Here is a 22,527-nt window from a genome sequence, read left to right as displayed (position 1 = left end):
GGAGCCGCCGACCACCGGCACCGTTGTACCCAGCTCGGCTTCGATGCTCTCCAGCATCGCCTCCTCCTGGCCCGGGCTTGCATGCAACAAGATGAGTTGCGGCAACTCGCCGGGGCGGCCCCCGTCAGCAATGGCGCTGCGCAGCAGCTGGCGCACATCGACGGCCCCCCCCGCCTGACCCGCCACACCGTAGGCGCCCTTGTCATCGTAGATGGCCGCAACCGCCACCCCCCGCCCCTGGCGGGCATGATGGCCGGTCTGGGTCATGACCCCGCCGCAGGAGCTGCAACCGATCAGCCGGGACGACGGGAACTGCTGTTTGAAGTGATGACGCAGTTCCTCGGCATCATGAGCCTGAGTAAAATAGACCAACAACAGCGAAGGGGAATCGGGTGATTGAGCGAGCAGCCGCTCACTGATCTGTCGGGCAGCCAGCAGGGAGGTCTCTTCAAGAGAGTGAGCCGTCAGAAAGTTCAACACCATCTCCTAGTTGTGCATGATGCTGGGGGTAAGCAAAAATCATACCTTAATCAAACAATTATCCCGTTTCATCGACTAGAATGCTCTCAATCGAGACCAACCACAGGACAGCCGCATGTGGCAAAAGAACATCAATGATTTTGACCGGGTCGTCGCCATCGGTGGCGGCCATGGCATGGGCCGCGTGCTCTCGTCCCTCTCGTTCCTGGGATCGCGCCTGACCGGCATCGTCACCACCACGGATGATGGCGGCTCCACCGGACGACTGCGCAAGAGCCAGGAGTGTATCGCCTGGGGTGATCTGCGCAACTGTTTGAATCAACTGGTCACCGATCCCAGCATCGGCAGCCTGCTGTTCGAGTATCGCTTCGCCGGTCGTGGTGAACTGGCCGGCCACAACCTCGGCAACCTGATGCTGCTGGCACTCGACAACCTCTGCGTGCGCCCTCTTGATGCTATCAAGCTCATCAGCGACATGCTGAAAATAGAGTCACAATTGTTACCCATGTCTGAATTTCCCACCGACCTGTGTGCCCACACCGTCTGTGGCAACCAGATCCTGGGGGAAGTCTCCATCGATCAGCTCGATACCCCGCCGCTCTCACTCAGCCTGAGCCCCGAGGTATCAGCCACCCGTGAGGCGGTACAGGCGCTGGAGCAGGCCGACATGATCATTCTGGGCCCCGGCAGTTTTCTCACCTCCATCATGCCCCCACTGCTACTGGCGGAGGTGGCGCAGGCCATCAACGAGAGCAACGCCATGCTGGTGTTCATCTGCAATCTGGTGGCGGAGAATGGCCCGGCTGGCCAGCTCAGCCTGCTCGATCAGTGGCGCTGGCTGGAATCACGGGTCGGTACAGGACGGCTCGATGCCATCCTGGCTCCTGCAGGAGAGTACCAACCTGAACTGGCTGGCAGGTTGATCCAGGCCGATCTGGGTGAAGCCGCGCTGCCCCATCGCCATGATCGCCTGAAACTGAAACTGGCCCTGGACAGGGTGATCCAGCAACTGGTCAATCAACGCTAGCGGGCAGGTTGAGTCTGGCAAGTCCGGCGCCCATGCGCCGGCTACCCGGGCTCAATGGTAGTTGGCAAGGTGGGAGAGCACCTGAGGCAGGGATTGTTCCAGCTCGTTGAGCAGGCGGGCGACCTCGGCCCCATCCGCTTGTTTGCAGGCGAGCTCCAGCGCCATCACCTGCTGATAGCTGACTTGAGCACCGTAACTGCCGCAAGAAGACTTCATGCTGTGGGCAAGCCGGGCCAGGGCCGTCCAGTCCTGACGCTCATAGAGCGGGCGTAGTTGAGTGAGCTGCTCGCCCACCTCCTCGATAAACACCGAGATCACCACCGGCATCATCTCCTGGCCGATATCTTCCGCCAACTGTCGCAATACCTTCTGATCCAGCCACTCCATTTCATCATCCTCCCGTGGTATTCAAACAGACCATACTATAGATGCCCGGCATGGTACCGTCACGTCTGCTTCCCTACCAACAATTAGACCCGCACGGGGCATAGGATGAAAAACGTGATCGAGCTCGCCTAACCAGACAATAGATGGCCGGATTGCAACATAATGGTTGCCATTAAATTAACAATTAAATAACAATGACAGCCGTGAGAATGATGCGACTCAGCAACACCTCTCTCATCCCTTTTGCCTGTATGGCTGCTGCGAAGAACCAGGGTAGGATTCTACCCTGGTATTTTTTTACATTGAGATCAGGGTGTTATCACTTCTGATCGGCAGACACCCGCTCACCCAGCCGAAACAGGTTGAACTCGCCAGGCGCCATCCTGACCCAGTCTTCATTGCCGGTCAGCGGCCGCGTGGCAATCAGGGTCACCACATCGTTCGGGGTCGTCTCGCTCTGAAAATCGATGGCGACATCCTCATCCAGCAGACGTGCCTCCCCGAATGGAGCTCGCCGGGTCAACCAGTAGAGGTTGTTGCTGCAATAGGTCATCACGAACTCCCCATCCGACAGCAGCATGTTGAATACCCCGAGTCTGCGCAGCTCGTCGCACAGGGTCGCCAGATAGCGGAACATGGCGGGGAAATTGGCAGGGCGCCTGGGGTATTTCTGCTCCAGCCGCTCGAGCAACCAGCAGAAAGCGTGCTCGCTATCGGTATCCCCCACCGGCCGGTGTCGCCCGGTGGCCAGCTTCTTGTAGCCGGTCAACTGGCCGTTGTGGGCAAAGGTCCAGTAACGGCCCCACAGTTCGCGGGTAAAGGGGTGGGTATTTTCCAGCGACACACAGCCACGGTTGGCCTGGCGGATATGACTGACCACGGCGCGGCTCTTGATGGGCAGCGCCTGCACCAGCCTGGCGATGGGGGACTGGGCGCTGGGTTCGGGATCCTTGAAGGTACGAAAGCCCTTCCCTTCGTAGAAGGTGATGCCCCAGCCATCCTTGTGGGGTCCCGTCTTGCCGCCGCGCAGCATCAGGCCGGTGAAGCTGAAGCAGATATCGGTCGGCACATTGGCACTCATGCCGAGCAGTTCGCACATAGGCTGCGGGCTCCTTGCTTACTTGATCGTCGCACGTTCAAGGGGTCGCCCGGCAGGGAATGCAGAGCCTTGCCGACCGACCTCTTGCACCGGATCACGCCGGCCGGAACATAAACCCGCAGGATTCAGCGGTTCCGGCGCGGGATCACATCCTTACTTGGCCATCTCTTTTTCGACCAGCTGGATCAGGATGTGGATCACCTTGATGTGCACTTCCTGAATGCGGTCGGCATAGCCAAAGTGCGGCACCCGGATCTCCACATCGGCCAGACCGGCCATCTTGCCGCCATCCTTGCCGGTCAGCGCTATCACCTTCATGCCCTTGGCACGCGCCGCCTCGATGGCCTTCAGGATATTGCCGGAGTTGCCGCTGGTGGAGATGCCGAGCAGCACGTCGCCACGACGGCCGACCGCTTCCACATAGCGGGAGAAGACGTAGTCGTAGCCAAAGTCGTTGGAAACGCAGGAGAGGTGGCTGGGATCGGAGATGGCGATGCCGGCGTAGCCGGGGCGGTTCTCGCGATAACGGCCAGTCAGCTCTTCGGCAAAGTGCATGGCGTCACAGTGGGAGCCACCGTTGCCACAGGAGAGTACCTTGCCTTCCTGCTTGAAGGAGTCAGCGAGCAACTTGGCGGCCGCTTCGATGTTCTTCAAATTTTGCTCATCTGCCAGGAACGCCTGGAGCACGCCGGCAGCTTCGGTCAATTCATTGCGGATCAGTTCTTGGTACATGATGTCTCTTCCAAAATATGGGCGGCGCCATTGTCGCACAAGCCAATCCCGGAGTCGCCCCCCGCCCGTCAAGATGGCGCCGGCACTACGTTATGCCGATCACAGAGCCAAGGTAACAAGCTTGTAAACAGCTTGATAAGTTTGTGCGTATGAATTACAACAGAGGCCACATCCAACAGGTCAGACCTCTGGATCAGTTAACCCCCAGTTCACCCAATTTCGGCAACTCATGCAAGGAGCGAAAAATGACGACGACCCTCACTCTGCTCGGAGTGATCCTGGTGATCGGCGCCATGGCTTATCGCCGGGCGTCTCTGTTCACCTCCACGCTTGCCACGGCGGCAGCCCTGATTGCCGGCACCCTCTATGGCCACGTTCCCCTGCTGGTCTGGGTACTGTTTGCGGTGATCGCCATACCTCTCAATCTGGTGGATTTTCGTCGCAATCAACTGACCAAGCCGCTGTTCAAACTCTACAAATCCATCATGCCGGAGATGTCCCGCACCGAGAAAGAGGCCATTGAGGCGGGCACCACCTGGTGGGAAGCCGACCTGTTTGCTGGCAACCCGGACTGGAAAAAGCTGCACGCCATCCCGGTCAGCACCCTCTCTGCCGAAGAGCAGGCCTTTCTGGACGGCCCGGTGGAAGAGGTGTGCCGCATGGTCAACGACTGGGAAGTGACCCATGAGCGGGCCGACCTCTCCCCCGAGGTGTGGCAATACCTGAAGGACAACAAGTTCTTCGCCATGATCATCAAGAAGAAGTACGGTGGCCTGGAGTTCTCCGCCTACGCCCAGTCCTGCGTGCTGCAAAAGCTGTGCGGCGCCAGCGCCGTACTCGCCTCCACCGTCGGCGTGCCCAACTCGCTGGGCCCGGGCGAACTGCTGCAACACTATGGCACCGATGAGCAGAAGGATTACTACCTGCCACGTCTGGCGGTCGGCAAGGAGATCCCCTGCTTCGCCCTCACCAGCCCGGAAGCGGGCTCTGACGCAGGCTCCATTCCCGACTTCGGGATAGTCTGCAGGGGCGAGTGGGAAGGAAAAGAAGTACTCGGCATGCGCCTGACCTGGAACAAGCGCTACATCACGCTTGCCCCCATCGCCACCGTACTGGGCCTCGCCTTCAAGCTGCGTGACCCCGAGCACCTGCTGGGTGACGAAGAGGAGCTTGGCATCACTTGCGCCCTCATTCCGACCCACATCAAGGGTGTCGAGATCGGCCGTCGCCACTTCCCGCTCAACGTACCGTTCCAGAACGGCCCGACCCGCGGCAAGGACGTGTTCGTCCCGCTCGATTTCATCATCGGCGGCCCGGCCATGGCCGGTCAGGGCTGGCGCATGCTGGTCGAGTGCCTGTCGGTCGGACGCGGCATCACCCTGCCCTCCAACAGCACCGGCGGCGTCAAGATGCTGGCCCTGGCGAGCGGCGCCTACAGCCGCATCCGCCGTCAGTTCAAGCTGCCCATCGGCAAGATGGAAGGCATTGAAGAGCCGCTGGCCCGTATCGGCGGCAACGCCTACATCATGGGCGCCGCCGCCAAACTGACCGTAACCGGTATCGATTTGGGCGAGAAACCCTCGGTCATCTCCGCCATCGTCAAGTACCACCTCACCGATCGTGCCCAGAAGTGCATCATCGATGCCATGGACATCCACGGCGGCAAGGCCATCTGCATGGGCCCCAACAACTACCTGGCCCGTGGCTATCAGGGCGCACCCATCGCCGTCACGGTGGAAGGGGCCAATATCCTGACCCGCAGCATGATCATCTACGGTCAGGGCGCCATCCGCTGCCACCCCTACGTGCTGCCCGAAATGCTGGCGGCCAGCCACCCGGATCAGGAGCAGGCCCTCAAGGACTTCGACAAGGCGGTGTTCAGCCACGTCGGCTTTGCCATCAGCAACCTGGTGCGCAGCTTCTGGCTGGGTCTGACCGGTGCCCGCTTCGCCGCCGCGCCGTTCAAGGATCAGACCAAGGGCTACTACCAGCAGCTCTCCCGCCTCTCCGCCAACCTGGCGTTCCTGTCAGACATGGCGATGGGCACCCTGGGCGGCGAGCTCAAGCGTAAAGAGCGGGTCTCCGCCCGTCTTGGCGATGTGCTGAGCCAGCTCTATCTGGCCTCCAGCGCCCTCAAGCGCTATCAGGATGAGGGTCGTCAGCACGCCGACCTGCCGCTGCTGCACTGGGCGCTGCAAGATGCCCTGTTCAAGGCACAGGAAGCGATCGACGAGCTGCTGCGCAACTTCCCGAACCGCTGGATTGGGCTGGCCCTGCGCGTCATCGTGCTGCCACTGGGCCGCGACCTGAAACGTCCGAGCGACAAGCTGGACAACCAGGTAGCCCGCCTGCTGCAAACCCCGAGCGAAACCCGCAGTCGACTGGCCCAGGGTCAGTATCTCACCCGCGAAGAGGGCAACCCCTTCGGTCTGCTGGAGCAGGCGCTGGACGACGTGCTCTCTGCCGAGCCGCTGTTTGAGAAAGTATGCAAGGCTGACGGCATCAAGCGTCCGTTTATGCAGCTGGACAAAGTGGCGGAAGCCGGCCTGACGCTGGGGGTACTCAACCAGACCGAAGCGGACCTGTTGCGCCGCGCCGAAGAGAGTCGTCTGCGCACCATCAACGTCGATGATTTTGATCCCATCGAGCTGGTCGCTAACAAGGCCCTGTTCGAGCCATCGGCCTATCACAGAGCCGCCTGAGCGCCCGATAGATAGTCAAACGCCTCCCAAGTGGAGGCGTTTTTTATGGGGCAGGATCAGGATGACGACAAAGAGATTTCACAGATCAAATTTTATTTCCCAATAAGTTTCCTATCCTTAGTGAAGCAGTTAATGTAAGCACAGGATCCCAAACAGGATTGCATGATGGATGACCAAATCCTGATTATTGACGATGACGATCTGCCCCTTCTCGATGACCAGCAGGCTGGATGGAAGGTGATGATTGTGGACGATGAGCCCGAAGTGCATCGCATCACCAAGATTACCCTGAGCAAGTTTGAATTCGATAATAGACCCATTGAATTTTTGCATGCTTATTCAGCCGCTCAAGCCAAGGAGCTGCTCGCCAAGACCCCGGATGTGGCCTTGCTGCTGCTGGACGTGGTCATGGAGGTCGATCACGCCGGTCTCGATGTGGTCAAATTCGTGCGCGAGGATCTGCAAAACAAGATGGTGCGCATCGTGCTGCGTACCGGTCAGCCGGGCCAGGCCCCGGAAGATGACGTGGTCAGCAACTACGACATCAACGACTACAAAGACAAGACCGAGCTCACCTCCCAGAAGCTGCGCACCCTGCTGCGAGCCAGCCTGCGCTCCTATCGTGACATCCGTACCCTCGAGAGCAACCGCCAGGGGCTGGAAAAGGTCATCGAGGCCTCCAAGGGGATCTTCGAGAAGCGGGCACTGCGGCAGTTTGTCGAAGGGGCCCAGGAGCAGCTCAGTGCCCTGCTCAATCTGGAAGATTCACATATCTATGATGTGAAGCAGTATGCCTACGAGGTACGGGATCAGATCCTGGAACCCTTGCTGCCGGGCCATCCGTCGCTGCGTCTGGCCGATGCTCCCGTCATCCTGCGTCAGGCCATGAACAATCGCGCCAACGTCTATGACGGCAACCAGATGGTGCTCTACTGCCAGAACCCCCGCCATCATCTGCTGTTTCACATCGAGACCACTCGCCAGCTCAGCCAGATGGATACGGGCCTGCTCAGCCTGTTCACCGAAAACATCATAGTGGCGCTGGAGAACATCCGACTCAACGAGGTCATCGCCGACAACCAGCGCGAGATCATCTACCGCATTGGCGAACTGGTGGAGACCCGCTCCAAGGAGTCCGGCCTGCACGTCAAGCGGGTTGCCCTCTATACCGAGCTGTTCTGCCAGTTGCTGGGCATGAGCGAGGAGCAGAGCGAGCTCATCAAGCGCGCCTCTCCGCTGCACGACATCGGCAAGGTGGGCATTCCGGATGCCATCCTGCACAAACCGGGCAAGCTGACCCCGGAGGAGTGGGAGATCATGAAGACCCACGCCCAGCTGGGGCAGGACATGCTCTCCGGCAGTGATCTGGCGCTGTTCCAGATTGGTGCCACCATCGCCGGCAACCACCACGAAAAGTGGAACGGCAGCGGCTATCCCCGTGGCCTCAAGGGCGATGCCATTCCGCTGGAAGGGCGGGTGGTGGCGCTGGCCGACGTGTTCGATGCACTCGGCTCGGATCGCTGCTACAAGAAGGCCTGGCCGCTGGACAAGGTACTGGCGCTGATCCAGGAGGAAAAAGGCCAGCACTTCGACCCCCAGCTGGTGGAGCTGATGCTGGCCAACCTCAATAAATTCCTCGAGATCCGCGAACAGCACAAGGATATCTACGTCGGGGAACATTGAGCTGGATGGGTTGTTCAACCACCCCAATAATCTGCACATATAGAAAAAGCCGCCCTGACAGGCGGCTTTTTGCTGCTTGCTGCATTCCCCTCGCCTATTGTTCGGGCAGGTTAAGATCCAGCTTGGCCTCCGGTTTGGCGCTCTCGCTCTCGGCTTTTTGCGATGCCATGGCTTTTTTCAGCGCCCGCCGCTTTTGCAGCACGATGAAGCCCACGCCGCCGAGCAGAAGCAGCAATAATATGCCAGCGCCACCCAGCAGCCAGACCAGCCAGCCGCCGCTCTCCTTTTCCTCGAACTTGACCTGGCTCGGAATTGCCGCCGAGGCTTCTGACGCGGCAGAGGCGGCCGATGGCGGCGTTGCCAGCACCGGGAAGATATTGAAGGATTTGGCCGGCAGGCTCACCTGAATTTCGCGGCCCAAGCGGGTCGTGCCAAACAGGGTAGCCGTCACCTCATATTGGCCGACGTCCTTGATGGCGGAGAGATCCACCTCCACCTTGGGTTCGGTGGCCACTGCATTGAACGGCATGCTGGTCCCGACCGTGCTGGTTGTCTTGCCCTGGATCGCCACGGAAGCGGGATCCAGTTCATCCACGTCGATCAGGAAGGAGAGCTTGGCCCCGAACTCCTGGGAGGGAGGCGCGAGGGAGTAACTGACAGGTAGCGGATAGATCAGCACATCCTGATAGCGGGCACGGGAGAAGACTTGATTGCCAGTGCTGTACATGGCCCGGTATTTCCCGGCAGGCACATCCAGCACCGCCTCGGCGGTCATGATGCCGTCGCCTGGCACCTCGTCGAGCCCCTTGCCATCGTCACGATAGTGACCGAGCACCTCATCGACCACCGGCTCCCCCTCCGGCTTGGCGTCATTGAAACGCTGCAGTCGCACCGTCATGCCGAGATCGGACAGGTAGTAACCATCCTTGGGTGGCGCATCGTCGATCAGCAGCCAGGATTTGAGCTTGACCTTCTCCCCCTGATAAAGCTGGGTCGGCAACAGATCGGTTTCCAGCTTGATGTTCGACAGCAGGCGCACCCGGTTGTCGGGGTCCACCTCGCCGATGGCCTGCCAGGGGCCCGGCATAGGGTTGCGGATGGTGATGAGATCCTGATCCTTGAGGGCCAGCCAGCCCACGTCGGGCGGCGTCACCTTGCTCACATAGAGCTTGCTGCCATCGGGCCGCACCAGGATCACCGACGGAGTGCCCGGCTTGCGCGTCACGATGAAGGTGATCTCCTTCACCCCGTAATCGATGCGAAAGCGATTATCGAGCAGGGGGATGTCGGAGGGGGCAAATACCTCGTTGGCCCCGGCCGTCAGCGAGGCCAACAACAGCAGGCCGCCCCATAGCTTGCTCATTGCCGCCACAGGCAGGCTCCTCCCTTCTTCTGAACCAGATCCAGCCGCGCCTCGTGCATCGCCTCAACCTCGGCGCTGGCCCGGATCACCTTGAGCGGCGGACGGTTGCTCTCCAGCCGCCGGATACTGGTGTCCTGGTTGCTTTCATTCTCGCTGCTCTCGGTGGCCAGGTTCAGTTTGGTCTGGCCACCCGTCATCAACAGGTAGACGTCTGCCAGGATCTCCGCATCGAGCAAGGCCCCGTGCAGGGTACGGTGCGAGTTGTCGATACCGTAGCGATCGCACAGCACGTCCAGGTTGTTGCGCTTGCCCGGGAACAGGTCCCGCGCCATCGCCAGGGTATCCGTGATGCCGCAGATGTCGGCGGTCTTGAAGTTGAGGCCGAGCTTGCTGAACTCATAGTCCATGAAGCTCACGTCAAACGGCGCGTTGTGGGCAATCAGCTCGGCGCCGCGGATAAACTCGATGAACTCGTCGGCAATTTGGCTGAACGACGGCTTGTCACGCAAAAACTCGTCGGTGATGCCGTGCACCTGGATGGCTTCCGGGTCCACCAGCCGGTCCGGCTTGATGTAGACATGGAAGTGGTTCCCGGTCAGCTTGCGGTTGATCACCTCCACACAGCCGATCTCGATGATCCGGTGTCCCAGATAGACGGGGCCACCGGCCGTGTTCATACCAGTGGTTTCAGTATCCAGAATGATCTGGCGATTCAGTTGGGGTGTGCTCATGATCCAATCTATGTCAAACTTCGGCTTTACCCGCTAGTTTACCCCAAGCCTCATGTTAAAACAGATTGATTTGTATACGGATGGTTCCTGCCTCGGCAACCCGGGCCCGGGTGGTTATGGTGCCGTCATGGTCTACGGCAAGCATCGCAAGGAGATCGCCGCCGGCTTTCGCCTCACCACCAATAACCGGATGGAGCTGATGGCCGCCATCATGGGGCTGCGCACCCTGAACGAGCCCTGCCAGGTACGCCTCACCACCGACAGCCAGTATGTGCGCCAGGGGATCACCCAGTGGATCATCGGCTGGAAGAAGAAGGGATGGATGACCGCCAACCGTCAACCGGTCAAGAACGTCGATCTCTGGAAAGCGCTGGATGCGGAAGTCAGTCGCCACCAGATCGAGTGGCTCTGGGTCAAGGGGCACTCCGGACACCCGGAGAACGAGCGCTGCGATGAGCTGGCCCGCGAGGCCGCCAGCGGCAAACAGCTGGCCGAAGATACCGGCTATCAACCCTGACAGCCTTCCCCTCTGACGCATGAGCCTGCCCGGCGGCTGACGACTAGCCGCCCTGGCGCGCCATCCCCGGCGTGGCGATGGAACCCGGCAGACGCCAGCGACGGCGCACCGGTGTCAAGGGGAAGCGCCGTTTGCGCGCCGCTATCACGTAGACTGACGCAAACGGCCGACAGTAATCCCGCCCCACACTCTCCCGCCACCAGCCGATCCGGCTCTGCCTGCCCATGAACGAATAGCCGAAGCGCTCGTCAAACATCACCTCGCAGCCAAGCAGCTGCAACCAGTCGGTGACCCGTGCCGGGGTGAACATGCGGGCGGACCAGGGCAGATGTTGACGCAGGAAAGGCAGGCAGTGGCCGATGCCGACCAGACTGAGCGGATTGTAGCCGCTGACGATAAGCCAGCCATCGTCGGTCAGTACCCGCTCCGCCTCCCGCAGCACCTGGTGCGGGTCGGGTGAAAAATCGAGACAGTGGGCCAGCAGGCAGGCATCCACGCTGCCGGTGCGTACCGGCAGGGCCAGCGGATCCCCCTTGAGATCCAGCAGGCGGCCGCCAGGGGCGATCCCTATCTGGTGGCGAATGGAGGAGCAACCGCAGGAGAGCTCGGCGCTCAACGCGCCGACCTTCAGCAGATGATAACCAAACAGATGCGGGCACCAGCTGTCGAGTCGCTCCTGGATCTCGGCCGCTACCCAGTCCCCCATGGGCAGTGCCGACCAGCTGGTCGGGATCTCGATTTGTTGTTCGGTACGTGCCACCTGCATAATAGGGCTCAACTTGGGGTTCGAACGCCATCCAGTTATATAAGATACCCTCCATAAAGAGAAGCAGACTCATGTATCCAGTGATCACAGTTCCAGCCTTTAACGACAACTACATCTGGTTGATCCGACACGAAAATCACTGCCTAGTCGTCGATCCTGGCGAGGCCGCTCCCGTGCTGGAACGGCTGGCCGTGCTGGAGCTGCAACTGGATGCCATCCTGCTCACCCACCACCATCACGACCATGTGGGCGGCGTGGGCGAGTTGCTGGAACATTTTCCCCATGCCCGCCTCTATGGCCCCAAGCTTGACCCCATGCCGGCGTACCACGGCCAGTGGCTCGATGACGGGGATCAGATCAACTGGCACGGCCTGAGCCTCGAGGTGATCCACGTGCCCGGTCACACCCACGGTCACATCGCCTACCACGGTCACGGCATGCTGTTTTGTGGCGACACCCTCTTCAGTGCCGGCTGCGGCCGCCTGTTCGAAGGGACCCCGGCCCAGATGTTCGGATCGTTGCAGCGCCTCGCCGCCCTGCCCGATGACACCCTCGTTTATTGTGCCCACGAGTACACCCTCTCCAACCTGCGCTTCGCCCACGCTGTCGAGCCCGACAACCAGGCGATCCAGCAACAGATCGGGCTGATCAGCAAGCTGCGCCAGCAGGGCCTGCCGAGTCTCCCCTCACGGCTGGGGGATGAGAAGCGCTTCAATGTTTTTCTGCGTTGCGAACTGGATTCCGTGAAATTTTCTGCTGAGAAACACGCTCTGAAATGCGTGGAAAATCCGGTAGATACCTTCACGATCCTGCGCCAATGGAAGGATGTTTTTTGAACAAACCTTGATCAGGGGGCCATTGCCCCTTATGATGCGAGCTGTTTTTCCCAAAGATGACCTGAGCGAGATGAAGGTACGAACGGCCTTATTGGCGGCGCTGTTTCTCAGCGGCTGCCAAAACCTGAGCCATCAGGATGACCGGGCGCTAACGGCAATCGAGCCGATCAAGTCCCCCCAAGTCAATAAAAAAGCGTATAAAAAACATTCTGCGCGCTTCCTGTTCGGTGACGAACAGATCGACGAACTGGATGACACCGATAACCTGTGGGTGCGTATCAGCGATGATATGCAGTTTGATCCGCAGGAGAACGACCGTGTCCGCCAGCAGCGTGATTGGTTGTTGCGCAATGATAAGCATCTGGCGACCATTGCCAGCCGGGCTGAGCCCTACCTGTATCTGATGGTAGAGGAAATCGAACGGCGTGAGCTGCCAATGGAGCTTATTACCATTCCCATGATCGAGAGCATGTTCGATCCCCACGCCCGTTCACGCAGCAATGCGGTGGGTCTGTGGCAGTTCGTTCCTGCGACCGGCAAAAACTTCGGCCTGCGCCACGACAACTGGTACGACGGCCGCCGCGATGTACTGGCCTCCACCAATGCCGCGCTGGATTATCTGGAGTACCTGAACCGTTTCTTCGACGGCGACTGGCTGCAGACGCTGGCCGCCTACAATGCCGGTGAAGGACGGGTGCGCAACGCCATCATCCGCAATCAGAAGGCTGGCCGGCCGACCGACTACTGGTCGCTCGATCTGCCTCGCGAGACCCGGATGTACGTGCCCAAGATCCTGGCCATGGCTGACATGATCCGCAATGCGGACAAGTACAATGTCACCCTGCCGGTGCTGGCCAACAAACCGCAACTGCGGGTGGTCAACACGGGGGGTCAGATCGACCTGAACGTGGCGGCCCAGCTGGCGGGCCTGCGCCCGGCTCAGCTGAAAGAGGTCAATCCGGCGCTGACCCGCTGGTCGACCTCGCCCAAGGGCCCCTATCGCCTGCTGGTACCGGTTGAATATGCCGATACCCTGGAGCTGGCCCTGGCCGACCTGCCACAGAGCGAGCGCATCCGCACCCGCTCCTATCAGGTTACCAGTGGCGACACCCTCTCCCGCATCGCCCAGAATCACGGGGTGAGCGTGCAGCAGATCAAGCTGGCCAACAACCTGCGCAGCAACAACCTGCGCCGTGGTCAGACCCTGATGATCCCGACCAGCGGCAGCAAACCGGTGGTCAGCCAGAACGTCCAGAGCAAGCCACAGCAGCTCGCCAGCCGTGGCAGCGGCAAGATCCAGTACAAGGTACGGGCCGGCGACAATCTGTGGAGCATCAGCCAGGCACACGGGGTGACCCATGACGAGCTGGCCAAGTGGAACGGTCTCAACGCCAAATCGGCCCTGAAACCGGGCATGAAGCTGGTGGTCTGGCCCAAGCAGGGCAAGGGTGGCAACAAGTCCATGGTCTATCAGGTGCGCCGCGGCGATTCCCTCTCCTCCATCGCAGCCCGCTTTCAGGTCGCCGTGATGGATGTGATGCGCTGGAATCAGCTGGGCAAGAGCGATTACCTCAAGCCGGGTCAGGAGCTGACCCTGTTCGTGAAGAACAACAGCTGATCGTTCATCACTTCATAAAAAATACCCCGCCTGATGCGGGGTATTTTTTATCTGGAGCAGGGCTCAGGGGGTGATGGCCTGGGCCGCGAAACGGGCCACGATGGGATTGTGATCCGAGGCATCGGTCGCCGGGCTGCTCACTTCCACCAGATCCAGATTGCGGTAGTAGAGGTGATCGAGCGGCCGGCCGAAGGCGGTCCGGCGCAGATCCGGCATCGGGATCGCCTCCTGCAGCCCCAGATCGCTTACCAGCCGCTTCAGCCAGAACTCCCGCTTGTCGCTCCAGGTATTGAAATCCCCGGCCAGAATGACGGGCCCCTGGTGACGATGAATGAGAGCGGTCAGATCGTTGATCTGCTCGCGAAAGGTCGCCATCCCCAGCTCGAAGTTGACCGCATGCAGGTTGACCACCAGCACACCGTCAGGATCCCCCTGCAACGGGTAGAGGCTGACCAGACCGGATTTGGGGATGCGCAGCAGCGGCTCGGGGGAGCGCACGCCGCACACGAACGCCTGCGGCGTCTTGGCCACCGTCATCACGCCGAAGGAGACGCCACCCTGGGTAAAGGCCTGCAGCTGCTGCCACTGGAAATCACCGGCCTTGAGCCACGCCAGCATCTCGGGGCGGGTTGCCGACTCCTGCAACAGCACCAGATCCTGGGCCTTGGCATACTCGTCCAGCCCCTCGCGCCAGTTTTTGCGCTGACCCTTGTAGAGATTCCAGACGGTAATGCCAAACTCGCGGGGCAAGGCGGTGGAGGCCAGCGCCACCAGCGGCGGCTTCTGGCAGCTGGCGCCGGGGATGATGCCCTGCGCCGTGACCAGGTGATCCTGATCCGGCACCTCGAAACAGCCGACCAGTCCCAACGTCAGCAGCGACGTACCCAGAATGCGATAACTATTTTTCATTGGCTAACAACCACCTGCCTCTGCATTGTGTCATGACCATCCCAAACGTCATCGCTGCCGACTAGGCTCATAACTCGTGTCCGGCCCGGCTCATCCAGAAGGAATTCAACGATGGCGAGACAGCACCAGTACCGCGTGACGTTTTATGATCAACAAGGAAATTGTCATCAAGTGGAGCTTTCCACCGTCTATCAGATCAGACGGGATCCCCAGTGCGATCTCTGCCTGTTCGATACCCAGCAGTGCGTCGGCTCGGAAGAGATGCTGGAACGCATGATACGGCAAAAAACCGGGTTTGAGCAGGAAATATCCATCATCAATGCCCGGCTGATCTGACCCGGATCAGACCGGTACCGGGCGGGATTTTCCCTGTTCGTCGATGGCGACATAGGTGAAGATCCCCTCGGTAACGCAGTAGCGCTGGGCTTCGTTTTCACGCAGCACCGGCTTGACCCACACCTCCAGCTTCAGTCGCATGGAACTGCGGCCAATCTTCAGACAGCGTCCGTAGCAGCACACCACGTCGCCCACCTTGACCGGGCTGTGAAAGGTCATGCCCTCGACGGATACGGTACAAATACGTCCTTTTGCCAGCTCCTTGGCCATGATGCCCCCACCTATATCCATCTGGGACATGATCCAGCCCCCGAAGATATCGCCATTGGGGTTGGTATCGGCTGGCATTGCCAGGGTTCTCAGCAACAGTTCCCCATCGGGGTGACGTCTTGTATCTACCATCATTACCGCTCTCTCTATATGGATGGCGGCATGATAGGGGGCGAGCTCCCCCTTGGCAAACCTCAATTGCCCGTCAAACGGCAGGCCCGACCAAGGAGCGGAGCCGCCTGTGCCTCACCGCCATACCCACGCATAGCACCGGCCAGTATGCTCAGTGCCCCCGGGCTGCCAGCTCGGCAAACCAGTGCGCCGGATCGGGCCAGCGGTAGACAAACCCGCGCTGCTCGCAGATGCGCTGCCCCTCGACGGGGGCAAACCGGCCGGCCGGCTCGATGAAGATCGGGGCCGGCAGGCCCAGCTGGCGCGCGGCAAAGGGGTAGAACTGCTCCCGGCGCGGGTGCACTGGCGCACTCAGGTTGTAGGCATCCCCATCCTTGCCCTGTTTCAGCAGCAGCTGGCAGGCGGCCACCACATCATCCAGATGCACCAGGTTCACCGCCTGGCCGCCCCCCTCCAGGGTCTTGCCCGCCAGGAAACGGCCGGGATGGCGCTCTGGTCCGTAGAGCCCGGCCGGGCGCAGCACCATGGAGCATGCAATGCCGGCTCCCATCACCACCTGCTCGGCGGCCAGCATCCGCCTCCCGCGCTCGTGGGTAGGCATGGGGTGTTCATCCTCCCCTTGCCCCGGCGCCCAGACCGAGGTGGCGCTCACGAACAGCAACCGCAGCACACCGGCGCCCTGCGCCAACTCGGCCACCCGAGCGATGGCGGCCGGGTAATCCTCGACCTTGCTCGGTGGCACGCAGATCACCAGCTCGCGGCAGCGAAACGGCAGGGCCGCCAGCCCGGTACCTAGTTGCAGCGGCCAGGCCTTCACCCCCTCTGCTGTCAGCTGCGCGGCTTTTTCGGCCGAGCTGACCGTCACCGCCACCTGGCGGCCCTCGGCCTGCAGCGCCCGGGCCAGCGGCAGTCCCAGCCAGCCTGCCCCCACGATCCCGGTCTGGTATTCACGCTCTGTTGTCATGACAAAATCCTGGCAAAAAAAAACGGCCATCCATGATGACCGTCGAAAGTAACGAAGGAAATAGCTGGATTAACCAGTTACCTCCCACAGCGGGAAAATCGGGAGCGCAGGCTCCTAATTCGTGGGGCCTATGCTAGTGGCAGGCAGTCCAAAAAGCTTTGAAGCGGATCACAGTTGAAAAGGATTTCTGAAAACGCTTTCAATTTTTCTGCAAAATTCGGGAGCGACATTGGCCCGTTCAGGGCCAATGTCGGCCACTCAGGCGACGGATTCCCGTCTCACCAACTCTGCCTCGAACTTGAGCTCCAGCCCCTCGGCCGGCTTGTGATCCAGCAGGCTCAGCGCCAGCTCGGCGGCCCGACCGCCCATCTCCTCGATGGGGTAGCGCACCGTGGTGAGCTTGGGATAGATGTAGCGGGCATAGGGAATGTCATCAAAACCCACCACCGAAATCTGCTGCGGGATCTTGTATCCCCGCTCCAGCAAGCAGGAGATGGCACCCGCCACCATGGCGTCGTTGAAGCCGAGCACGGCAGTAAACTCGACGCCCCGATCCAGCAGCTCACCCATCGCCACGTAGCCACCGTTCTCGTCGGCAAAGGCGCGACCGATGAGAGCAGGATCAAGAGCGATGCCGGCCCGCTGCAGGGCGTGGTGATACCCGGCCATCCGTTGCTGGCCATCGACGAACTCTTCATCGTCCGAGGTGACGAAGGCAATCTTACGATGACCTGCATCCAGCAAGTGCTGGCAGGCGGTGGTGATGCCGGCCTGGTTGTCCAGCCAGACACAGCGATCTTCGGCGCCCGGCACCTGGCGGTTGATGAAGACCACCGGGGTGCTACCCGCCACCAGCTCGCTCAGCTCCTCGTCGGGCAACGCCTTGCTGTGCAGGATCAGCGCATCGCACTGGCGCTGCAGCAGCGCCTGGATGGCGTGACGCTCGCGCACCTCGTCGTGATTGCCGGACATGACGATGGTGAACTTGTCCGCCTTGTCCACCACGCTCTCGATGCCGCGCATCATCTGGGCGAAGAAGGGGCCACCACACAGATCCCCCACCAGCACGCCGATGCAGTTGGAGCGCTTGCTGACCAGCGCCTGAGCAAAACTGTTGGGACGAAAATTCAGTTCCTTCATGGCCGCCAATACGGCCTCACGCTTTTCTGGTGCCACCTGCGCCGTGTTGTTGATGACTCGCGACACAGTTGAAATGGACACATTAGCCAACCGGGAAACGTCTTTAATCGTTGCCACTATCAATTCCTTTGTTGGGGAAGCCTGTCTGTGTTGAACGGGCGATTATAACGAACCTGCCAGACCAAGAGAGGGCGCCCGATCACCTGGCAGGTTTCCTTTTGTAACAAAACCTTATGGGATAATAACCATTTTGGGGAAGGAATGGGAATCCGGCTGCCGCCAGGGCGGCAGCCGTCTCAATAAGCGTGACTCAGCTCGCGCTCAGACATGAAGCGCAGTGGCTGCTGCAGCTTGTGCTGATAGATGAGGTCGAACGACAGCACGTTCTGCACATAGTTGCGCGTCTCCTTGTAGGGAATGCTCTCGACCCAGACATCCATCGGCTTGTCCGCACTCTGATCGCGCCAGCGTTTGACCCGGCCGGGGCCGGCGTTGTAGGCCGCCGCCGCCAGGATCCGGTTACCGTCATACACATCCAGCAGCCGCTTGAGATAGGCACTGCCAAGGCGGATGTTCATGGCGGGATCAAACAGCTGCTGCTCGTTGCGATAGGGCACCCCCAGCTTGCTGGCCGTCTCCTTGGCAGTGGTCGGCATCAGCTGCATCAGTCCCCTCGCCCCCACCGGCGACTGCGCCAGCGGGTAGAGGGCGCTCTCCTGGCGGGAGATGGCGTAGAGCAGACTGGTGTTCATGGTCCGTTCTTGCGCCATCTGGGAGAAGGTGTGCTTGAGTGGCAGCGGGAAGCGCAAGTCGAGGGCATCCCAGGCCTCTGCCCGGATGCTGGCCAGAATAGCCAGCTCGTGCCAGCCCTGATTGAGGGCGATGTGGCCAAACTCGAGGCGCTGGGCCACCGGGTTACGATCCATGTTGTGGATCCACTCCGCCCGCGCCGCCGTGATCTCGTTCATGTCGAGCAACTCGCGCACCCGCAGCAGGAAGGGCCAGCGGCGGCTGGCGGTGCGCCAGTCCGGCACCTTGTGCGCCACGCTCTGGTTCTTCATCCGATAGGGCACGCCGGTGCGTTGCGCCGCCATGAAGCCGTAGAAACCGCGCAGATTGGCGGTCTCCAGATAAAGATCCCGCGCCGGCTTCTGCTGGCCCTGTACCTCCAGCGAGCGCGCCAGCCAGTAGCGCCAGCGATCCTCCTTCTGCAGGCCCATGGGCATGCGCTTGACCCAGCCGGAGAGCCCTTTCCAGTCCTGCTCCCAGATGGCGAGCCTAGCCCGCAGCTCCAGCAGATCCGGGTCGGCCTGGCGCACTACGGTGGCATCCAGCCAGCTGCGCTGGGCGGTGGAGCGATCCAGCAGCAGCCGTCTGGCCACCGCCCGTTCTACCGGTTTGAGCTCGGCCGCGCTCAGTGCAAAACGCGAGCGCAGATAGCCGAGCTGCCCCAGCACCGCCTCTGGCTGCTGGTTGGCATAGCGGGCCAGTCCCAGCAGCAGCAACTTCCGGGAAGGAGCTGCGTTAGTGAAATAGGCCGTGTTCATCGACTTGGCGGGCTGCTCGAACAGGGTGATCATCTGATCCCCATAGGCCTTCATGCCGCTAGCGAGCTGGGCGCCGAGGTGGCGGATGAGGTTCGGGTTCTCCGCCTCGAAGGCCAAGGTCATGCGGGTCCAGATCTTCTCTTGGGTGCGCAAACCCGCCTGCTGCCAGAGCTGGAACAGGGGATCGCAGGCATCAGGACGGGACTGGCCGCTCAGCCAGAGCTTGCCCGCCTCCTGCAGCGCCTGGCTCTGCTGACCTGTGTAGTAGCGCGCCTGATAGTGCATGCAGAGCAGATCGGTGGAGTTCGGCTTGGCCGGGTAGAAGCGCAGGAACTGGGACCACTGCTGGCTCTGGGCCAGATAGGTGAGGTAGCTGCGCTCCAGCCGGTTGGATTGGGGGGTGTCGCCGTGCTCGCGGATGAAGCGAGTCACGTCGTCATAGTCCGCCGCCCCAGGCCGGAAGGCCAGCTGGTAGTAGTCGAGATAGGGCAGCAGCGGATAATGGGTCAAACGGGCACGAATTTGCTGAAAACGGGCCTGGTCGTCGGCCCGCACCGCGTCATAAGCCTGGCGATAGAGAGATTGTTCCAGGGTCTGCGCCGCCACCTGCGTCAGCAGCCCCGGCACGCACAGCGCCGATAAAATGATTCCCTGCACGGCTTTCACGAGAGACGTCTCCATTGAGAGGCAATGCCACCGCCCGTTGGCGGTGGTGTCATATTCCCTCATTCTACCCGTTAACCACGGGGGCTACAGCTCGCCGGCGAGACTATTTTTACTCGCCGCTGGCGAGGCTTTCACTGCGGGTGAGGCGCCGCACATAGCGCTCCAGGTAGGTCACCGGCAGTGGCTTGGAGGCCAGGTAGCCCTGGTAGAAGTGGCAGCCCTGGGCCTGCAGAAACTCCAGCTGCTGGCGCGACTCCACCCCCTCCGCCGTCACGTTGAATCCCATGTGACGCGCCATGGCGATCACCGCCTCAACGATGGCCATGTTGTCGCCATCGCGCGGTATGTCCTGGATGAAGGAGCGGTCGATCTTGAGCTCGTCCGCCGGCAGCCGCTTGAGGTAGCTCAGGGAGGAGTAACCGGCGCCAAAATCGTCGATGGCAAAGCTGATGCCGAGCGCCTTGAGCTCGCTCATCTTGCTGATGGTGTCTTCTGCGTGGCCCAGCACCACGGATTCGGTGATCTCCAGATTCAGGCTGGCGGGATCCATGCCGGTGGAGGCCAGCACGTCGTGGATCCGGTCGACAAAATCGGCGGCGTGAAACTGCTTGGCACTGACGTTGACCGACAGCTGCGGGATGTGGATGCCGTTCTCCTCCCAGCGCACGTACTGGGCGCAGGCCTCGTACAGTACCCAGTTGCCGATATCGACGATAAGGTCCGTCTCCTCGGCGATGGGGATGAACTCGGCAGGGGAGACCAGCGCCCGACCGGGCGGCTGCCAGCGGATCAGCGCCTCGACGCCGATGATGTCGCCCCCCTCCACCATGTGCTGGGGCTGGTAGTAAAGGGTCAGCTCCTGCTGGTTAAGGGCGCTGCGCAGCTCGTTGTGGATGAGCAGCCGGCGATCCGCCTGCAATTGCATGGAGGCATCGAAGAAGCGCCGGGTCTTGCGACCTGCCGACTTGGCCTGATACATGGCGGTGTCCGCCTGCTTGAGCAGATCGTCCACCCCCTGCTCCCGGCCGGGGAAGAGGGTGATGCCGACACTGGCGCCGATGTGCAGCACCTGACCGGCGTGGTTGTAGGGGGCCGCAATCTCGCTGATAAGCCGCTCGGCGATGAGATCGGCCTGCATCTCCGCCTGGGGAGGACTGGCCGAGAGCGAGGGCAGCAACAGCACGAACTCGTCGCCGCCAAGGCGCGCCAGACAATCCCCCTGGCGTACCAGCCGCTTGAGCCGGCTGGCCACCTCCTTGAGCAGCCAGTCGCCGGTGGCGTGGCCGAGGGAGTCGTTGATGGTCTTGAAGTGGTCGAGATCGATGAACAGCAGGGCGCCGATCAGATAGTCGCGGCTCGCCTCGCCAAAGGCGTGGGCCAGGGTCTCGTGCAGCTGGCGGCGATTGGGCAGGCCGGTCAGTTCGTCGTAGTAGGCGAGATCCTGGATGCGGCGCTCCGCCTCCTTGCGCTCGGAGATATCCTCGAAGCAGATGACGAAGTGGCTGATCGCCCCCCTGTCATCCTGCACCGGGGTGACGATTTCCCATTGTGGATAGGAGTAGCCATCCGCGTGCAGGCGCTGGGTCTCCCCCTGCCAGCGGCTCAGGCTGCCGAGCTCATAGCCAAGCCCCCCCAGCCCGCACCAGAGATCGTTGCCCAGATGCAGGCCGATGACTCGCTGGCTGTCAAAGCCGGTGATCTGGCTGAAGGCGTGGTTGACCCGCAGGATCTTGAAGTCGGGGTCGGTGATGATGATCCCTTCGTGGGTTTCGAAGGCCACCGCCGAGAGGCGCAGCTGGGCGTCGCTCTGCAGCCGCTCCAGCTCCGCCACCATGCGCATGGAGAAGGTGGTCAGTACCGAGCCCAGATTGGGGATCGCGCTCTGATCGGAGAAGAGCAGCGCCAGGTGCCCCAGCAGCTGGCCGTTGCGATCGCACAGGGGCAGGCCGTAGTAGCCCTGCCCTGCCTTGAAGCCGGCGCAATGCAGATGCTCGGCGGTGAGCGGCAGGATGCAGGTCTCGCCGCGCTGGTAGACCTGCTGACACGGCATGCCCGCCAGCTCGTACTCCTTGAGGTCGATGCCGTGACAGGCCAGCACCTTGAGCCGCTCGCTGCCGGTGCGCTCCGCCAGCCAGACCGCATCCGCCACCAGAATGTGGGCAAGCTGGCTGACCAGGGTATTGAAGAAATCGAGCCCGGTCCGGGCGGAGAGCGCCTGAGCCAGCTGGGTCAGCAGAGGGTCTTGCAGCAGTGGCAGTTGCTGGGAGAGATCCGCAGGCAGCTGGGTGCTGCGGGTGGTATCGAGCGGCGCAATCCAGCCACAGCACATCTGCTGGGCCGGTACGTACTGGCCGCTCCAGAGCACGTGACGCACCTCGCCGTTCTCGTCGCCGAGGTGGCCGATGAACTGGGCCGGTTGCTGGGAGTGATAGAGTCTGGCGAGAAAGTCGGCAAAGCCGGCCTCGTCATCTGCCGCCAGTTGCCCGAACCAGGGGTGAGGCCCCTCCCCTTGCCAGAGCTGGTAGGAGGCATGATCGGACAGGCTCCACTGGGCATGTTGCCGATCATAAAACCACATCATCTGAGTGGCTTGCTGTTTCATGTACTACTCCAACACCACAA

General features: G+C 61.3%; 20 protein-coding genes. 7 read left to right on the top strand and 13 right to left on the bottom strand.

Annotated features, from left to right (window positions below):
- Positions 1-483, bottom strand: a 483-nt coding sequence (locus AB5Y94_RS04015) for an FIST N-terminal domain-containing protein (RefSeq protein ID WP_368204957.1), incomplete at its 3' end; no start/stop codon positions are given.
- Positions 484-595: 112 nt separating this feature from the next.
- Here AB5Y94_RS04015 and yvcK point away from each other — a divergent pair.
- Entirely contained in the window at positions 596-1,507 is a 912-nt protein-coding gene (gene yvcK, locus AB5Y94_RS04010; RefSeq protein WP_368204955.1) for a uridine diphosphate-N-acetylglucosamine-binding protein YvcK, read from the top strand.
- 51 nt (positions 1,508-1,558) lie between these two features.
- Here yvcK and AB5Y94_RS04005 read toward each other — a convergent pair whose 3' ends face one another.
- The 3 genes from AB5Y94_RS04005 to lpcA form a co-directional block, all read right to left on the bottom strand.
- Positions 1,559-1,894 carry an Hpt domain-containing protein gene (locus AB5Y94_RS04005; protein WP_005299299.1) on the bottom strand — a complete coding sequence of 112 codons (336 nt, stop codon included), beginning with the start codon at positions 1,892-1,894 and terminating at the stop codon, positions 1,559-1,561.
- Positions 1,895-2,213: 319 nt separating this feature from the next.
- Positions 2,214-2,993: a class II glutamine amidotransferase gene (locus tag AB5Y94_RS04000; protein ID WP_368204954.1), complete on the bottom strand. Its 780-nt coding sequence runs from the start codon at positions 2,991-2,993 to the stop codon at positions 2,214-2,216.
- A gap of 153 nt (positions 2,994-3,146) precedes the next feature.
- Positions 3,147-3,725 carry a D-sedoheptulose 7-phosphate isomerase gene (gene lpcA, locus AB5Y94_RS03995; protein WP_005299294.1) on the bottom strand — a complete coding sequence of 193 codons (579 nt, stop codon included), beginning with the start codon at positions 3,723-3,725 and terminating at the stop codon, positions 3,147-3,149.
- Positions 3,726-3,970: 245 nt separating this feature from the next.
- Between lpcA and fadE the strand changes: the two genes are divergently transcribed.
- Both fadE and AB5Y94_RS03985 read left to right on the top strand, forming a co-directional pair.
- Complete coding sequence (gene fadE, locus AB5Y94_RS03990; protein WP_368204952.1) at positions 3,971-6,427, top strand: acyl-CoA dehydrogenase FadE; 2,457 nt, start codon at positions 3,971-3,973, stop codon at positions 6,425-6,427.
- A gap of 165 nt (positions 6,428-6,592) precedes the next feature.
- Positions 6,593-8,110, top strand: a complete 1,518-nt coding sequence (locus tag AB5Y94_RS03985) for an HD domain-containing phosphohydrolase (protein WP_260754479.1) — start codon at positions 6,593-6,595, stop codon at positions 8,108-8,110.
- 94 nt (positions 8,111-8,204) lie between these two features.
- Here AB5Y94_RS03985 and AB5Y94_RS03980 read toward each other — a convergent pair whose 3' ends face one another.
- Both AB5Y94_RS03980 and dnaQ read right to left on the bottom strand, forming a co-directional pair.
- Positions 8,205-9,473, bottom strand: a complete 1,269-nt coding sequence (locus AB5Y94_RS03980; RefSeq protein WP_368204949.1) for a TIGR03503 family protein — start codon at positions 9,471-9,473, stop codon at positions 8,205-8,207.
- Positions 9,470-10,204, bottom strand: a complete 735-nt coding sequence (gene dnaQ / locus AB5Y94_RS03975; RefSeq protein WP_124250268.1) for a DNA polymerase III subunit epsilon — start codon at positions 10,202-10,204, stop codon at positions 9,470-9,472. Before dnaQ ends, AB5Y94_RS03980 begins: the two co-directional genes overlap by 4 nt.
- 52 nt (positions 10,205-10,256) lie before the next feature.
- Between dnaQ and rnhA the strand changes: the two genes are divergently transcribed.
- On the top strand, positions 10,257-10,721 hold the full coding sequence (gene rnhA / locus AB5Y94_RS03970) for a ribonuclease HI (RefSeq protein ID WP_005299276.1): 465 nt from the start codon (positions 10,257-10,259) through the stop codon (positions 10,719-10,721).
- A 43-nt stretch (positions 10,722-10,764) separates the two neighbouring features.
- Here rnhA and AB5Y94_RS03965 read toward each other — a convergent pair whose 3' ends face one another.
- Positions 10,765-11,487 (bottom strand): methyltransferase domain-containing protein, encoded by a 723-nt coding sequence (locus AB5Y94_RS03965; RefSeq protein WP_195878331.1) that lies wholly within the window; start codon positions 11,485-11,487, stop codon positions 10,765-10,767.
- Between the two features lie 71 nt (positions 11,488-11,558).
- Here AB5Y94_RS03965 and gloB point away from each other — a divergent pair, with 71 nt between their 5' ends.
- Together gloB and AB5Y94_RS03955 are read left to right on the top strand one after the other, a co-directional pair.
- Complete coding sequence (gene gloB, locus AB5Y94_RS03960; RefSeq protein WP_368204946.1) at positions 11,559-12,323, top strand: hydroxyacylglutathione hydrolase; 765 nt, start codon at positions 11,559-11,561, stop codon at positions 12,321-12,323.
- A gap of 70 nt (positions 12,324-12,393) precedes the next feature.
- Positions 12,394-13,941, top strand: a complete 1,548-nt coding sequence (locus AB5Y94_RS03955; protein WP_017786581.1) for a LysM peptidoglycan-binding domain-containing protein — start codon at positions 12,394-12,396, stop codon at positions 13,939-13,941.
- Positions 13,942-14,004: 63 nt separating this feature from the next.
- Here AB5Y94_RS03955 and AB5Y94_RS03950 read toward each other — a convergent pair whose 3' ends face one another.
- Positions 14,005-14,850 (bottom strand): endonuclease/exonuclease/phosphatase family protein, encoded by an 846-nt coding sequence (locus AB5Y94_RS03950; RefSeq protein ID WP_010634455.1) that lies wholly within the window; start codon positions 14,848-14,850, stop codon positions 14,005-14,007.
- A gap of 111 nt (positions 14,851-14,961) precedes the next feature.
- On the opposite strand from AB5Y94_RS03950, the gene AB5Y94_RS03945 reads away from it, so the two are divergent.
- A complete protein-coding gene (locus AB5Y94_RS03945; protein ID WP_005299261.1) occupies positions 14,962-15,186 on the top strand; it encodes a hypothetical protein in 225 nt (74 codons plus the stop codon).
- A 6-nt stretch (positions 15,187-15,192) separates the two neighbouring features.
- On the opposite strand, the gene yciA is transcribed toward AB5Y94_RS03945, so the two are convergent.
- The 5 genes from yciA to AB5Y94_RS03920 all read right to left on the bottom strand — a co-directional run bounded on the left by yciA (position 15,193) and on the right by AB5Y94_RS03920 (position 22,507).
- Positions 15,193-15,591, bottom strand: coding sequence for an acyl-CoA thioester hydrolase YciA (yciA, locus tag AB5Y94_RS03940; protein WP_024942822.1), 399 nt, complete (start codon positions 15,589-15,591; stop codon positions 15,193-15,195).
- Between the two features lie 148 nt (positions 15,592-15,739).
- Complete coding sequence (locus AB5Y94_RS03935; protein ID WP_206865495.1) at positions 15,740-16,552, bottom strand: NAD-dependent epimerase/dehydratase family protein; 813 nt, start codon at positions 16,550-16,552, stop codon at positions 15,740-15,742.
- A gap of 258 nt (positions 16,553-16,810) precedes the next feature.
- Entirely contained in the window at positions 16,811-17,809 is a 999-nt protein-coding gene (locus AB5Y94_RS03930) for a LacI family DNA-binding transcriptional regulator (RefSeq protein WP_005299251.1), read from the bottom strand.
- Positions 17,810-17,988: 179 nt separating this feature from the next.
- Positions 17,989-19,905, bottom strand: coding sequence for a transglycosylase SLT domain-containing protein (locus AB5Y94_RS03925; RefSeq protein ID WP_195878327.1), 1,917 nt, complete (start codon positions 19,903-19,905; stop codon positions 17,989-17,991).
- Between the two features lie 109 nt (positions 19,906-20,014).
- Positions 20,015-22,507 carry a putative bifunctional diguanylate cyclase/phosphodiesterase gene (locus AB5Y94_RS03920; RefSeq protein WP_368204942.1) on the bottom strand — a complete coding sequence of 831 codons (2,493 nt, stop codon included), beginning with the start codon at positions 22,505-22,507 and terminating at the stop codon, positions 20,015-20,017.
- Positions 22,508-22,527: the final 20 nt, after the last annotated feature.

This window comes from Aeromonas sp. s5, from assembly GCF_040907865.1.
GTDB lineage: Bacteria > Pseudomonadota > Gammaproteobacteria > Enterobacterales > Aeromonadaceae > Aeromonas > Aeromonas dhakensis.
The sequence above is the reverse complement of the archived record's forward strand: the minus strand, read 5'-3'. Positions and strand labels throughout refer to the sequence as shown.

Excerpts from the sequence above, each read along its gene's own strand:
- AB5Y94_RS04005 (WP_005299299.1), bottom strand. The coding sequence starts at position 1,894 with ATGGAGTGGCTGGATCAGAAGGTATTGCGACAGTTGGCGGAAGATATC.
- AB5Y94_RS04000 (WP_368204954.1), bottom strand. The coding sequence starts at position 2,993 with ATGTGCGAACTGCTCGGCATGAGTGCCAATGTGCCGACCGATATCTGC.
- lpcA (WP_005299294.1), bottom strand. The coding sequence starts at position 3,725 with ATGTACCAAGAACTGATCCGCAATGAATTGACCGAAGCTGCCGGCGTG.
- AB5Y94_RS03980 (WP_368204949.1), bottom strand. The coding sequence starts at position 9,473 with ATGAGCAAGCTATGGGGCGGCCTGCTGTTGTTGGCCTCGCTGACGGCC.
- yciA (WP_024942822.1), bottom strand. The coding sequence starts at position 15,591 with ATGATGGTAGATACAAGACGTCACCCCGATGGGGAACTGTTGCTGAGA.
- fadE (WP_368204952.1), top strand. The coding sequence starts at position 3,971 with ATGACGACGACCCTCACTCTGCTCGGAGTGATCCTGGTGATCGGCGCC.
- AB5Y94_RS03955 (WP_017786581.1), top strand. The coding sequence starts at position 12,394 with ATGAAGGTACGAACGGCCTTATTGGCGGCGCTGTTTCTCAGCGGCTGC.
- AB5Y94_RS03920 (WP_368204942.1), bottom strand. The coding sequence starts at position 22,507 with ATGAAACAGCAAGCCACTCAGATGATGTGGTTTTATGATCGGCAACAT.
- AB5Y94_RS03945 (WP_005299261.1), top strand. The coding sequence starts at position 14,962 with ATGGCGAGACAGCACCAGTACCGCGTGACGTTTTATGATCAACAAGGA.
- rnhA (WP_005299276.1), top strand. The coding sequence starts at position 10,257 with ATGTTAAAACAGATTGATTTGTATACGGATGGTTCCTGCCTCGGCAAC.
- AB5Y94_RS03935 (WP_206865495.1), bottom strand. The coding sequence starts at position 16,552 with ATGACAACAGAGCGTGAATACCAGACCGGGATCGTGGGGGCAGGCTGG.
- yvcK (WP_368204955.1), top strand. The coding sequence starts at position 596 with ATGTGGCAAAAGAACATCAATGATTTTGACCGGGTCGTCGCCATCGGT.
- AB5Y94_RS03965 (WP_195878331.1), bottom strand. The coding sequence starts at position 11,487 with ATGCAGGTGGCACGTACCGAACAACAAATCGAGATCCCGACCAGCTGG.
- AB5Y94_RS03985 (WP_260754479.1), top strand. The coding sequence starts at position 6,593 with ATGGATGACCAAATCCTGATTATTGACGATGACGATCTGCCCCTTCTC.
- AB5Y94_RS03950 (WP_010634455.1), bottom strand. The coding sequence starts at position 14,850 with ATGAAAAATAGTTATCGCATTCTGGGTACGTCGCTGCTGACGTTGGGA.
- dnaQ (WP_124250268.1), bottom strand. The coding sequence starts at position 10,204 with ATGAGCACACCCCAACTGAATCGCCAGATCATTCTGGATACTGAAACC.
- gloB (WP_368204946.1), top strand. The coding sequence starts at position 11,559 with ATGTATCCAGTGATCACAGTTCCAGCCTTTAACGACAACTACATCTGG.